This is a genomic window from Polaribacter sp. L3A8 (assembly GCF_009796785.1).
GTDB lineage: Bacteria > Bacteroidota > Bacteroidia > Flavobacteriales > Flavobacteriaceae > Polaribacter.
In genome coordinates this window covers 3,393,531-3,408,213 of sequence record NZ_CP047026.1, presented here as the reverse complement: position 1 = coordinate 3,408,213, position 14,683 = coordinate 3,393,531, and the positions used below count along the sequence as shown (strand labels likewise).

At 30.2% G+C, this 14,683-nt stretch carries 11 protein-coding genes; 7 read left to right on the top strand and 4 right to left on the bottom strand.

The genetic code is table 11. The annotated features are described in order from the left end of the window. Positions 1-138: 138 nt before the first annotated feature. Positions 139-504 (bottom strand): Na(+)-translocating NADH-quinone reductase subunit F, encoded by a 366-nt coding sequence (locus GQR92_RS13985; protein ID WP_158840581.1) that lies wholly within the window; start codon positions 502-504, stop codon positions 139-141. Beyond that, positions 504-1,862: a DEAD/DEAH box helicase gene (locus GQR92_RS13980; protein WP_158840579.1), complete on the bottom strand. Its 1,359-nt coding sequence runs from the start codon at positions 1,860-1,862 to the stop codon at positions 504-506. The genes GQR92_RS13985 and GQR92_RS13980 overlap by 1 nt, the downstream gene beginning before the upstream one ends. A gap of 101 nt (positions 1,863-1,963) precedes the next feature. Between GQR92_RS13980 and GQR92_RS13975 the strand changes: the two genes are divergently transcribed. The 6 genes from GQR92_RS13975 to GQR92_RS13950 are packed head-to-tail and all read left to right on the top strand — an operon-like array spanning position 1,964 to position 8,543. Then, positions 1,964-2,728 (top strand): TatD family hydrolase, encoded by a 765-nt coding sequence (locus tag GQR92_RS13975; protein WP_158840577.1) that lies wholly within the window; start codon positions 1,964-1,966, stop codon positions 2,726-2,728. Continuing rightward, on the top strand, positions 2,729-3,439 hold the full coding sequence (locus GQR92_RS13970) for a hypothetical protein (protein ID WP_158840574.1): 711 nt from the start codon (positions 2,729-2,731) through the stop codon (positions 3,437-3,439). Next, positions 3,436-3,930 carry a methylated-DNA--[protein]-cysteine S-methyltransferase gene (locus GQR92_RS13965; RefSeq protein WP_158840572.1) on the top strand — a complete coding sequence of 165 codons (495 nt, stop codon included), beginning with the start codon at positions 3,436-3,438 and terminating at the stop codon, positions 3,928-3,930. Before GQR92_RS13970 ends, GQR92_RS13965 begins: the two co-directional genes overlap by 4 nt. Before the next feature lie 56 nt (positions 3,931-3,986). Then, entirely contained in the window at positions 3,987-7,364 is a 3,378-nt protein-coding gene (locus tag GQR92_RS13960; RefSeq protein WP_158840570.1) for a hypothetical protein, read from the top strand. Positions 7,365-7,415: 51 nt separating this feature from the next. After that, positions 7,416-7,979: a DUF3575 domain-containing protein gene (locus tag GQR92_RS13955; protein WP_158840568.1), complete on the top strand. Its 564-nt coding sequence runs from the start codon at positions 7,416-7,418 to the stop codon at positions 7,977-7,979. Between the two features lie 60 nt (positions 7,980-8,039). Then, the gene (locus GQR92_RS13950; RefSeq protein ID WP_158840566.1) at positions 8,040-8,543 is read left to right on the top strand and encodes a DUF3575 domain-containing protein; all 504 of its coding nucleotides are present in this window, start codon (positions 8,040-8,042) and stop codon (positions 8,541-8,543) included. A gap of 549 nt (positions 8,544-9,092) precedes the next feature. Here the strand turns inward: GQR92_RS13950 and GQR92_RS13945 are convergent. Then, the gene (locus GQR92_RS13945; protein WP_158840564.1) at positions 9,093-10,262 is read right to left on the bottom strand and encodes a hypothetical protein; all 1,170 of its coding nucleotides are present in this window, start codon (positions 10,260-10,262) and stop codon (positions 9,093-9,095) included. 120 nt (positions 10,263-10,382) lie between these two features. Further along, positions 10,383-13,088 carry a TonB-dependent receptor gene (locus GQR92_RS13940; RefSeq protein WP_158840562.1) on the bottom strand — a complete coding sequence of 902 codons (2,706 nt, stop codon included), beginning with the start codon at positions 13,086-13,088 and terminating at the stop codon, positions 10,383-10,385. 335 nt (positions 13,089-13,423) lie between these two features. Here GQR92_RS13940 and GQR92_RS13935 point away from each other — a divergent pair, with 335 nt between their 5' ends. Next, complete coding sequence (locus GQR92_RS13935) at positions 13,424-14,635, top strand: porin (protein ID WP_158840560.1); 1,212 nt, start codon at positions 13,424-13,426, stop codon at positions 14,633-14,635. The last annotated feature ends 48 nt before the right edge of the window (positions 14,636-14,683 follow it).

Below are 14,683 nucleotides of genomic sequence, written 5' to 3'. Positions count from 1 at the left end.
GCCTAACACCATATATAATTTATTGCTAGTTATTGCTTATTTACGAAAGTTCTCGCAGGCTTTAAATCTGTGTTTTGTTTACAAAATTTATGGCTTAAAACACGCAACTTTTCATAACAAAACAACGTTAAACGAACCTTACTCCAACACCTTAATAAAATCTTCAAAAGCCACATAGTAAGGTTGATCTTTAAAAACCGGACTTTCCACACTTTCTGCATTGGCAATTCCTACACCTGCAAACCAAACTTTCGCATTTTGTTTCTTTGCATGATTTATAAAGGTTTCCATCCAAATAGCATCGTATTCATTTGGATTCTGAATATTACTAGACGCCTTTACCAATACAAAAATAGTAGGTGCTCCTTTTTTAAATAACACAAACTGAGGATGTCTTTTTAACTGACTATTAATAGCCTGAAACTCATACCCCATTTTTATAAGCTTCTCGCCAACAATATTCATTGCTAAATTATGCAATTCTTGTGCTGTTAAAACCTGCATTATTTTTTCTTTTTCTTGTTATGTTTATTGTAATTTTTATCTCCTCTGGTTTTAGGCTTCTTATATTTAGCTGCAATTTCTCTTCTATAAGAACCACCTCTGTTTACTTGACTATTCTTTTCACTTTTTTCATGAAAAGCAGGTCCAGGAACATACTCTAAAGAAGTTCTGTTTTTAGAAATTCCTTGGTCTTCTTTCGGACGTTCATCTTCCGTTAATAACTTAGAAATTTCAACTTCTTCTGGTAAATCTAAAACCGGAATCTCATAATCCATTAAAGCCTCTATACTTGCTTTTGTTTCTTGCTCTTTTGGTGTAGAAAAAAGGATGGTCTTTCCTGCTCGTTCTGCACGACCCGTTCTACCAATTCTATGCATATAGTTTTCTGGAAACTCTGGAGTATCAAAATTGATAACATGAGAAACATTATCAAAATCTAAACCACGAGCCATTACATCTGTAGCTAATAAAATTCTGTTTTTACCTTCATCAAACTGTTTTATAGAACGAATTCTATAATTCTGAGTTTTATTAGAGTGAATAACACACATTTCATCATTAAACACTTCTTGTAAATGTTTAAACAATAAATCTGCCGTTCTCTTAAAACCAACAAAAATTAATACTTTATTATACGTTTCTTTATCTGCTAAAAGCTCATGTAATAAATTAACTTTGGTAAAAAAGTTAGGGATATTATAAGAAACTTGCTCAATATTATCTAGCGGCGTTCCACTTACGGCTACAGATATTTTTTCCGGGTTTTTAAAAAAATCATAAATTAAGGCATCTACATCTTCTGTCATCGTTGCAGAAAACAATACGTTTTGTCTTCTTGCAGGTATCACATCAAAAATGTTCATCAACTGAAAACGGAAACCTAAGTCTAACATTACATCAACTTCATCAATTACCAATTTCTGAATAGATTTTAGCTTTAAAGCATTACTCAACGCCAAATCATACAAACGTCCTGGAGTTGCAACAATAATATCTTGTCCTTGTAAAATAGCTTGTTTTTGTGTGTTGATGTTTGCACCACCATAAACCCCTAAAACACGTGTATTAATATATTTAGATAATTGTCCTATCTGTTCTACCACCTGTAAAACCAACTCACGCGTTGGCACTAAAATTAATACTCTTGGGTGTTTTTGCGTAGCAAATTTTAAATCTTGCAAAATAGGCATCATGTACGCAAAAGTTTTTCCTGTACCTGTTTGCGCAATTCCCACAACATCTTTCCCCGATCTTACAACAGAAAATGCTTGTTCTTGTATTGGTGTTGGGTTCACATACCCCAAATCATCAATAGCATATTGTAATTGATTAGAGATTCCTAAATCTTGAAAAGTCATTCTTAATATTTTTCTGCAAAGGTACGTTTTATAAAACGCTAAACAATAGCCCTTTTCACTAAGAATATTTAGTAGTTTTGCACTAGAAATTTTTACACAAAATGATTACAGATACACATACCCATTTATATTCTAGCCAGTATAACGAAGACCAACCTGCTATGATACAGCGCGCTAAAGACGCTGGTGTTACTAGGTTTTTTATTCCTGCTATTGATGCTTCATATACAGATAAAATGTTACAATTAGAAAAAGAGTATCCAAAAGATGTTTTTTTAATGATGGGCCTACATCCTACTTCTGTAGCTGAAAACTATTTAGAAGAGTTGGCACACGTTAAAGAATGGCTTGATAAAAAGAAATTTTACGCCGTAGGCGAAATTGGCATGGACTTATTTTGGGATAAAAGTTTCTTAAAAGAGCAACAAAACGCTTTTAGAACACAAATACAGTGGGCAAAAGAGAAAAAAATGCCTATTAACATTCACTGTAGAGATGCTTTTAATGAAGTTTTTGAAGTTTTAGAATCTGAAAAAAGCGATGATTTAAGAGGGATTTTTCACTGTTTTACAGGAAATTTAGACCAAGCAAAACAAGCTATTTCTTATAACATGAAATTAGGTATTGGTGGTGTAGCTACTTTTAAAAATGGTAAGATTGATAAGTTTCTACATAAAATTGATTTAAAACACATTGTTTTAGAAACAGACGCGCCTTATTTAGCACCAACTCCTTATAGAGGTAAAAGAAACGAAAGTGCTTATATTACAAATGTTGTAGACAAACTAGTAGATATTTACGGTCTTTCTTTTGATGAAATTGCTGCAATTACAACTCAGAATTCTAAAGATGTTTTTGGTATATAAATGGTATTTGATACAATTACAACAGAAGAAAAATTCTTCAATTTTGAGCACCCTAAAACGTATACTAATTTAGGACTAGCAATTGGAATTTTTGCTTTTGTAATTATTTCAATCAACAAAGTATATTTAGAATTTGATTTTATAGAAACTATTTTTTATCCAGTAGCTGTTATTTATTTTATAACCTTTATCGCTTCTGTATTTTTTACAATGTTTTCTAAAGAAGATATTCTGATAAATTATACAGGATACCTAAAAATAACTTCGGATGAATTTATTATTGATAAAGAAAAAATAAATTTCACTGATGTTATTTCAATTAAATTATCTATTGATGATTATGAAGGAAGAGCAAAAAACACACATTCTAGCATTAAACCAATGTATAGCATAGGTGTTAATAATTTTGTAGAGATCTCTACGGATGATAAAAAAATAGAAAAACAAATTCAAATTTGTAGCTTAAGAGAGACGCATTTAATTTCTGATTTTTTATCTGCACAAATTGTAAAAAACAAGTTTACAAAAGCAAATCCGAAACAGTTAATTGCTATTTTTACTGACAATTTTAAGAAAACAACAGCAGCAAGAAATTATATTGCAGAACAAATTAAGAACAATAAGATAAAAACTGTCGAAGGCTTATTACTGATGAATTATTCATCTGACGAAGAGGCAAAAGAACTAAGAATAAAATACAACTTTAATTGAGTTTAAAAACCACATACTACAAAACACCACTAGGAACCGCAAAAATTGAGGGTGATGAAAACGGAATTCAATCGGTTTCGGTTTTAGATGAAGACTTCTCGACTGCGCTCGAAGTGACAAATTCTGAAATCCCTGAATGCTTGCAAGAGTGTGTCACTCAACTAGGTCAATACTTTTCTGGAGAAAGAATTGATTTCGATTTAAAATTGAATCCGCAAGGAACCGATTTTCAAAAGCAAGTTTGGCAAGAATTATTAAATATTCCATTTAATAAAACGAGAACTTATTTAGAACAAAGCAAAGCTTTGGGAGATGTAAAAGCCATTAGAGCGGTTGCCTCTGCAAATGGTAAAAACCCAATTTGGATTATCATTCCGTGTCATAGAGTTATTGGTTCGGATGGTTCTTTAACAGGATATGCTGGCGGAATTTGGCGTAAAAAATGGTTGTTAGCGCACGAAAACCCCGTAAAGCAACAATCATTATTTTAATTTTTATTTTCAAACATTAAAAAACATATTTTTACGTTTAGAACATATAGTTTTTTATGATTCAAAGAATTCTCTTCTTCTTTTTACTTTTTATTGGATTCTCAATCCAATCTCAAACTGTATCTAAAGATTTTAGAGTTCAAAAATATTTAATTGAAAACGATACGATTCAATTAGATTCTGTGGCTTTAAATCCTCATAAATTTAAAGTCTTAAATACATTTTTAAAAGTAATTCCTCCATCAGAATATACGGTAGATTTTAGTAATGCGGTTTTAATCATCAACTCTAAAAAATATACAGAAATTACTGTTGAATATTTTCGTCTACCAGATTTTATCACAAAAATATATACACCGTTCGATGAAAAATTTATGGTTCCGAATGGCACAAATACAGGTAAATTATACAGTTTAACCACCAACAAAAAAGCATCAGAAATAAAATTGTTTGATGGTTTACAAACCAAAGGTTATATTAGTAGAGGCATTACCACAGGTAACAATCAGAATGCGGTTACCAACTCTGCTTTAGATTTAGAAATATCGGGTAAACTCTCTAAAGACGTAACATTAAGAGCCAATATTTTTGACACCAATATTCCTATTCAAGAAAACGGATATTCGCAAAACATCACCGATTTCGATCGTATTTTTATTGAAATGTTTACCGATAATTGGCGTGTAAGAGCTGGTGATATTTCACTAGAAAATACAAAAAGTTATTTCTTACCATTAACCAAACAAGTTTCTGGTTTATTGGTACAAGCCCAAATTAATGACAACTTAAAAGTAGCCGCTTCTGGAGCAGTAGTTAGAGGACGATTTAGTACTTACAAAATTACTGGAGTAGAAGGAAATCAAGGTCCGTATAAAATATTAGGTGCTAATAATGAAAGTGCTATTTTAATTATTGAAGGTAGCGAGAAAGTGTACATTAATGGAGTTTTAATTAAACGTGGCGAAGAGAATGATTATACAATAGATTACAACCTTGGTGAAATAGAATTTAACACTACTTACCCGATAACCAATGATATGAGAATAGCTATTGATTTTCAATATTCAGAAAAAAACTACACCCGATTTGTAACCTATAATGAAGCTTCTTACGAAAGTGAAAAGTTTAGTATTGCTGGTTATTTTTATTCGGAAAATGATGCAAAAAACCAACCAATACAACAGAGTTTAACTACAGAGCAAAAAATAATCTTAGAAAATGCAGGTAATAATACCTATTTAATGGTGGCAGAAAGTGCTTATGAAGATACTTTTGATGAAAATAAAATTCTCTACAAAAAAGTTTTAAATGGCACTGAAGAAGTTTTTGAGTACTCCACAAATTCAACAGATGAATTATACACGGTAACTTTTTCTAACGTTGGTACAAATTTAGGAGACTACATTTTAGATAAAACCACTGCCACTGGAAATATTTTTTTGTTTGTAGGCACAAATCTAGGAAATTACAAGCCCATAATTCGTTTAATTCCGCCCACAAAATCGCAGTTATTTATAGTGCAATCGGCCTATAATCCTTCTAATAAAACAACAATTAATACAGAAGTAGCTTTAAGTAATAATGATGCAAATCTGTTTTCTACATTAGATGATACAGAAAACAAAGCCATAGCCACAAAGGTAGATTGGCAACAAACATTGATTGATAAAAAGTGGCAATTGCAAAGTAATATCAGTCATGAGTTTGTACAAAAAAGCTTTAAAACAGCACAACGTTGGGAGTCTGTAGAATTTAATAGAGATTGGAATTTATTAACCAATAATGCTACCAAAAGTTTCTTTCAATCTGAATTTTCTTTACAAAATAAAAAAACAGGCTTTCTTTTATATCGATACAACAACTTAACCTACAAGGATGTTTTTTCTGGAAACAAACATGAGTTACAATCTAAAATGAAGTTAAAAAATACGTCTTTTTATATAAATGGTAGTTTTTTAAAAAACACCTCAACTACAGAAGACGATACCTTTTTTACCGCTAAAGCAAAAGCAGAACACAATTTTAATAAAAGGTGGTTGGGTGCGTTTATCAACTTCGAAACCAATAGTAGAAAAGATATTACCTCGCAAGAATTCATCAAAACAAGTCATAAATTTAAAGAATACGAAACCTATTTTGGTATTGGAGATTCTACAAACGTCTACGCTAAATTTGGTTTTAACTACCGAAATAATGATAGTATAAAATCGAATTCTTTTACAGAAGTTAATAATAGAAAAACGTTTTACTTCAACAGTAAAATAATACAAAGCAAGCAGACTAATTTAAGTATTTTTGCCAATTACAGACTTACAGAAAACAAGTTTACAGACAACAAAAAATCGTTAAATTCTAAAGTTGTTTTAAATCAAGAATTATTTAATAGTTTCGTTAATTTAGGTACTGTTTATGAAACCTCATCTGGTAATATTGCCAGACAAGAATACATTTATATAAAAACAGAACCTGGTTTGGGCTATTATACTTGGATAGATTATAACAGCGATGGCGTTAAGGATTTTGATGAGTTTGAAATTGCAGAATTTCAAGATCAAGCATCTTATTTACGTTTACCAAAACCAAATTTGCAATTTATTGCTACGCAAAGAGCAAAGTTTACACAATCTATAACGGTAAACCCAAGAGTTTGGGCGTCTAAAAACGGAATTAAAAAAGTACTTTCTAAATTTTACAATCAGAGTTTTTTAAGTGTAGAAAATGAACAACAAAGAATAGGAAATTCGTTTAATTTTAATCCTTTCGATTTTGACGAAAGCAAACTAATAGGACTTAATTTTAGTATTAGAAACAGCCTTTATTTTAACAAAAATCTTCAGAAATATAGTACAACATACACCTACGGAAAAAACAGAAGTAAGCAACAATATTTTATAGGTAATCAAGAAAACAATATAAAATTACATCAAATAGATTTTGCTCATAAATTTGCCTCTTTTTGGCTGTTTGAGTTGATGGGAAAAACATCTAAAAATGATTTAGAAACTCAAAATTTTAACAACAGAAACTATACGATTAATGCCAATGAGATTCAGCCTAAAATTAGTTTCTTGTATAATGAAAACAATCGTCTTACCGCTTTTTATCACTTTAAAAACAAAGAAAATAAGTTGCAAGATTTTGAACTATTGCAGCAACAAAAATTCGGAATTGAATATTTTTATATCAACAGTAAAAAGAATCAAATTTCTGCCAATGTAAATGTATTTTTAAATGATTTTACAGGAGATACAAATACACCCGTTGCCTACCAAATGTTAGAAGGTTTACAAGCAGGAAAAAATTATACTTGGAATCTTTTATTTAATAAAAAACTAAATTCTTTTTTAAATCTAAATTTAAATTATTTAGGTAGAAAGAGCGAAAACACCAAAACCATACATACCGGAAACGTGCAATTAAGAGCTATTTTTTAGATTAATGGCTTTTTTTAAGATATGTTTGCAACATCAACCAAAAAAAAGAAAATGAAAAAAATTACACTATTACTTTTATTATTTATTAGCACAATTATTGTTGCTCAAGAGAAAGAAGAAAAACACCCACAAGACATTAACAAAAAACATGAAGTAAAATTAAACGTTTTGGGAATTCTAGCCTTTGAATGGATAGATGTTTCTTATGAATATTTAATTAATGAAGAGTCTTCTTTTGGTGTAGGCGCATTAGTTAGTTTTAATAATGATAGTGACATAGCAGAATATAGAAAATTTTCTTTAACGCCTTATTATAGAAGATACTTTTCTAGTAAATTTGCTAGAGGTTTTTTTGTGGAAGGTTTTGGAATGTTACATTCTTATGAAAAAAATAATTACGACTATTATGATGATTACAATGGTAATTATATAAACAACGGTAATAACGAAACGAATACAGAATTTGCCGTTGGTATTTCTGTTGGTGGAAAATTTATTTCTAAAAAAGGCTTTACTACAGAAATTTACTTAGGCTTAGGCCGTAATTTAGGTGGAAATAACAGCTCTTTAGAGGCCGTTGGTAGAGGAGGAATATCTTTAGGGTACAGATTCTAAAAATCAATCTTATTTACTAAATTTGCTGTTTAATAAAAGGAAATACAAAAAAATAAAAACATGAAAAAATTACTTTTAGCTTTCGGACTTTTAGTTAGTTCTTTAAGTTATGCTCAACAAGAAATTAAATTAGATATTGGAGATGCATTGGTTATAAAAAATTTAGAATTTTCTTACGAAAGTTACATCACAGAAAACTCTTCTTTTGGGGTTTCTACTGCTTTTAACTTAGCAAAACAAGAAGCTAAATTTAGGTACAATGAAAATACGATGATTACGCCTTATTACCGTAATTATTTTTCTGCAACCCAACAATGGAACTTTTTTGGTGAAGCTTTTTTTGGGATCAATTGGGGAAAAGAAAAACTACCTAATAATGGAGGTAGCGACTTTACTTATGAAAAATATACAGATGGTGCTTTAGGTGTTGCTGTTGGTACAAAATACATTGCAGAAAGCGGTTTAACAATTGATGTACATGCTGGTATTGGTAGAAACTTATTTAGTACAGCTGCACCTACATTAGTGCCTAGAATAGGTGTAAATGTTGGTTGGAGATTCTAAATTACCGTTTACTTTATAATTTATAAAACGCACTCTAGAGTGCGTTTTTTTTGGTTAAAGAAAACTTGTTACAATTCTTACCCTAAAGAATCATCAACTTGTTGAACTTTATAAATACTATAGAATGACACCTCTTTTCTTCTTTTAAACAAACCAATTTGTAGCTTACAATTGATCTTTTTATATTCTGAAAATAGATTTCTTAGGACTTTGCATAATTTAAGGTGCTTTTTCTTATTCTAAGCTCTTTTTAAAGTGCCCTGTTAAAAGAAATATTAATTCTTAACAGACATAACTCTTGGTAATTTTGAGGTGTATTTAGCTCTTTATTGTTCTTTGCCTATTGATACAAAATATAATGAAGTAGAAAATTTAAAACGGTTGCCTGCTGTAAAGAATCTTTAAAAGAAATACTACAATAATATTGTTATTAACGTTAACTATTAAAAGTATAAATGTAAATCTACTTTTAAAAAACAAAAATTTATTACAAAAAAAGCAGGCTTAAAAGCCTGCTTTTTATTAAAGTAAATTATTTATTATATCTTCTTAGAAGTTATAACCAGTCCAAGAAAATACAGAATTATCTGCTCCACCAGTTGTACCAACTGTTAAAATAATACTAGCTCCACCAACAGTAGTGTTTTTGATATCTGCAATATCTAAACCGTTTGCAGTATTTGCAACACCAGTTATAGAGGTAAGTTCTGCAGAATCAGATTTACCATCTTTTAAGTCTACAACATCTCCAAATAATGCTCCAGCTCCTAAAGCTAAATATGCATTAGTAATAGTTGCAGTAGCACCTCTTCTAATTTTAATTCCGTCAGACATTTCTACACCATCAGCATTATTTATAATTGTAACACCATTAATAGTAAAAACAGATTCATTAATATCAGAAGGAGAATTTCCATCTAAATTACCATCAGCTTCAATTCCTCTTGGATCAGAAGTTACAGCAGTATAACCGTTTTCTCTAATTCCGTATAAGTTTGTACAAGTACCTGCATAACCTTGAGTAAAATCAAACATATCATCTTTTGCGTTTACCACTAAAATATTAGATGCATTTACAGTACCTCCAAAAAATTCGATACCATCATCATCACCATTAAAAATAGCAATATTAGAGATTGTTGTACCAGCTCCAACTCCGTTTAAAGTTAAACCATTGTGTTCAGCTTCGTCATCAATTCTTGCCCCTGTATACTCTAAGATTACATAATCTAAAATACCAGAATTATCATCAACATCAGAACCTCCAAATAAAATTGAATTTTTAACCTCTGTTGCTGCATTACTCTCTGCACCAGATTGTCTACTTAAAGGAGCATTACCGTTTAAGATAATTCCACCCCAATCTCCTGCATTTGCAACAGTTGCACTAGAAGTAAATTTAATAGGATTCTCTGCAGTACCATCTGCTATAATCTTACCTCCTTTTTCTACCAAAATGTAAACATCTGTACCACCAGCTAATGCGTTAATCGTTGTACCAGCTTCTATTGTTAAAGTTGCGCCATCTTTTACTAAAAGTGCTCCTGTTAAATTATGAGCAACACCAGAGCTTAAAGTTAAATCAGACGTTAAATTTCCTGCTAGGTTTTGTGGTGTTACTTCCCCTCCAACAATTACTGCAGCGTCATCATCACTTAAAGAACAACTACTTAATACTAAAGATGCAATTGCAACGATTGATAAAATTGATTTTTTCATTTTTGTTTTTATTAATTTATTTAAATTATTTAGTTCTATTAACTTTTGCAAAGTTGCACTAACAATGTCTATTTTGTTTTATCTAAATCTTAAAGAATTGTTACTAAAATAAGGGTTTGCTTAGAAATTGTAAGAAAATCCTAAACTTAGGTTAACACCTTTTTTATAATTTCTTAACACAATGTTTTCACCTCCATCAAAACCAGCTCTGGTTAACTGATAATCTGGATTTAATATATTTGTTGCTTTTAATTTAATACTATAATTTTTATTAAAATTATACGAAGAAACCAAATCTAAGGTTGGTATCCCTTTTTCTAAAATATTCTCAAACCCTCTTGTACCAATAGAGTAAACTCTCTCACTAAAATAATTAAAGACTAAAGAAGAGATAAAAATGTTATCATTATACTTTTTATTGATAGAAATATCTGCATTTAGTAATAAAGGTGTTGCTCCTTCTAAATTACTAGTTGCATTTGTAAATTGTGCTATAGAACCTTTATCTAAATCTACATTAGAAACTAAAATTGAAGTATTTAAACCACCCACAATTTTTAAATCTTTATCTTCTATTTCGTATAAATTTTTTCTTGCTTCTATTTCTAAACCATATACAGAAGCATTACCAACGTTTAAGTAAGTTAATGTATTACCACCAGAAGGAATTTCTGTTCTTGCAATAGAGTTTTGTATGTTTTTATAAAAACCTGTTACCGTTACCAATTCAGATGAAGAAAAGTAATACTCATACTTTGCATCAAAATTATAATTATCAGATGGTTTTAAATCTGGATTACCTTGAGAAGAGAAACTAATATCTTGATATTTAAATGGTGCAGTTTCTTTAAACTGAGGAAATGTATAAGATTGGCTACCTGCAATTCTAAAAATACTATTATCGTTAAAATTGTATTTTATATTAAAACTTGGTAAAACATAGGTATTATCTAGGTTTGATGCTCCGTCTACTACAGATTGTGCAATGTTTGTATTATATGTAACTCTTTGTTGAATTTTCTCGAATCTTGCTCCTGCTGAAGCGATTAAATTATCACCAAGTTGATATACTAAGTTACCAAATGCACCAAATATTTGTCTTTTACCTCTGTAAGTAAATGGTAAAAATGCAGAAGGATTACTAGAACCACCTCTACCTGTTTCTAAATCAAAAATATTATTATCAATAGAAGATTGATTAAAGATAGCATCTGGGTCCTCTAAGTCTATTGCGACTCTACTAGAAAAATCATGATTAAAAATTGTTGAAGAGAATAAACGTTCTGTATATCTGTAATCTCCTCCAAACTCAAAAACACTAATATCTTCATCATCTTCTTTTAATTTATAAGAAAACTTTCCTTTAGCAGCATAATCATTTTCTTCTAACTTAGCAAAGTAACGCTCATTTTCTCCTGCAGAACTTGTTTGAGGACTATAAAAATCATCTCTAAAAAGGTATTTATTAGTTCTTCTATCTGGCTCACTACCTCTAATAAAGTTTAAAGAACCCTTTGCTTCAAGATTTAATCTATCAGACAATTCTACGTTTCCAATAAGTTGATTTACATACAACTCATTATTGTTAGTTTGCTGTCTTCTTTGATATTCTAAATCTCCATCTTGCTCAGGATTATTAGACCCTAAATAATCTCCAATAGATTGTTTATTATTATGAATAAACAAATGATTGTATGCAATACTATGTCCTTCTTCAAACTTATATTTTAAGTTTGCCATTAAGATTTGCGATACGTTATAGTCATATTTTTGAAAATCTTGGTCCTGAAAAACTTCCCCAGAACTTGTTGTTTGTTTTATATTACCATCAACATAATTATAACTCCCATCAAAACCACCAACAACAAAAAAGCTAAAAGTATCTTCACCAATATCAAATTTCTTTCCTCCTGCAAAAGAAATACTATTATTTAACTGAAAGTCTTGGCTTTGTGGTTTCCAAGAATTATTAAAAGAATACTTTGTTAAATCATTTACAGGAATCCCTGTACTCTGCGTACCAAATCTATTTGTACCATCTATAGTTAAAAAACTTTTAGATACAGTTTGTGTATTTGCTCCCAAAGAAACACCTACACTCAAAAGACTCTTTTTTACCAATTCTTTAGAAACAATATCTATGTTTGCTCCACCAACATCTCCATTAAGATCTGCTGTAAACACTTTATTTACACCAATATTTTTAATGATACTAGTATCAAAAAAGTCTAAAGAAATATTTTTGTATTCTGGATCTTCAGAAGGCAAAGGCAATCCGTTTAAAGTTGTAGAATTGTATCTATCTCCTAAACCTCTTACAATTACATTTTTAGAACCTTTAGAAACTCCTGCAGTTTTTGTTACCGCTCCTTCTGCATCAGAAACTCCTTTGGTTGCTAACTCTTGCGCCCCAATAGTAGTCTTAATAGAAACCGCTTTCTTTTGATCTAGAATTAAAGCACTTAATTTCTCTTTACTAGTAGAAGATTTTAAAACGATCTCATCTAAAGAAACGCCTTCTTCTGCAGATAATACTTGGTTAACAGTTACGGTCTCTCCTGCAACAATTGTAATTGATTTCTCAATTGTTTTATATCCTAAAAAACTAAAAACTACGGTATGCTTTCCTACAGGTACAATTAAACTATAATTTCCATCAAAATCTGTAGTTGCTCCAACTGTAGTACCTTTAATAAACACGTTTGCAAATGGCAGCGGCTCATTATTTGTTTCCTTATCCGTTAATAAACCCTTTAACGTCCCTTTGCTTTGCGCAATTAATAATTGACTGAAAGCTAAAAAAGTAATAAATAAAAATTTCTTCATTTTTTTCGTATAATTTACCCCGCAAAAGTCCACCGCATTTGTAAATTATATGTTAGTTGAAAATTATGCTTGTATTACAGAAACATTAACTAAAGGTTAACAATAAAAATTTAATTAACCTTTAGTTAATCTAAAGAAAACATTAGACTTAATAATTGATTGCATTTTTGTAACATCTTTAAAGATGAAATGTCATCATAAATTAATTAGTTTTTGTCGACTATTTTATATGACTACTGCCTTTGGCCAAGGCAGTTTCTTTTATTTATTTTTAAGGATTCTTTAACTAATTTAACATAATTATCGGTTCTTTGCAGTGACAAAAACTAATAATTATGAAATTTCCTATACTGCTTAAAGCAGTAATATTTGTTTGTATGTGTACTTTCTTAAACACAAACGGACAAGAAACTAATACCCCAAAGTTTGGTAAAGGGCTATTTAACTTAGTAGGTAAAGATAGTACTTGGACCATGAAAGTAGGTTTCCGATTCCAAACCTTAGCAACTTCTCAATGGGATGTAAATAATGGTCTTTCTAATCCAGAAACTTCGATGTTAATTAGAAGATCTCGTTTAAAATTTAATGGTTTTGCTTATTCGCCTAAATTAGAATACAAAGTAGAATTAGGTTTATCTAATAGAGATCTATCTGGGGGATCTGAATACACACACAACTCACCTAGATATATAATGGATGCTGTTTTAAAATGGAATTTCTCTGGAAATTTTGTCTTATGGTTTGGACAAACAAAATTACCTGGAAATAGAGAACGTGTTATTTCTTCTGGAAATTTACAAATGATAGATCGTTCTTTATTAAATAGTAGATTTAATATAGACAGAGATATTGGACTTCAATTAAAACATAAAACCAAGCTATCTGAAACCTTTTTAATGAAAGAAACACTTTCTATCTCTCAAGGTGAAGGAAGAAATGTTACTACTGGAAATGAAGGTGGTCATCAATACACCGCAAGAGTTGAGTTTTTCCCTTTTGGAGATTTCACAAGCAAAGGTGATTATAAAGGAAGTGATTTAAAATTTGAAGAGCATCAAAAACTATCTGTTGCATTTGGATACAACATTAATAAAGACGCTGCTAGAACTAGAGGAAACCAAGGTGACTATATGATAAACAACAGTGGTTCATTATACAGTACAGATGTTTCTAATGTTTTTATTGATGCCATGTATAAATACAAAGGGTTTTCTTTAATGGCAGAATATGCAACTAGAAAAGCGGATGATGCATTTGCTAAAAATGCTGATGGTACTTTAACGGGAGACACTGTACAAGTTGGAAACGGATTAAATTTACAATCTGGTTATCTTTTATCTAAAACAGTAGAAGTATCTGCACGTTATACCAACATTACTTTAGATAAAAATATTACAGGTAAAGGTGCAGAAAATCAATACACTTTAGGTGTATCTAAATATATTGCAGGTCATAAATTAAAAGTACAAACAGATGTAAGCTATACGGATATTGGCTTCAAGTCAAATCAACTATTATTTAGATTACAAGTAGATATTCATTTTTAAAATAAATTATAATAACGTAAAGGTAACATTCACAATTTTTTGTGTTTG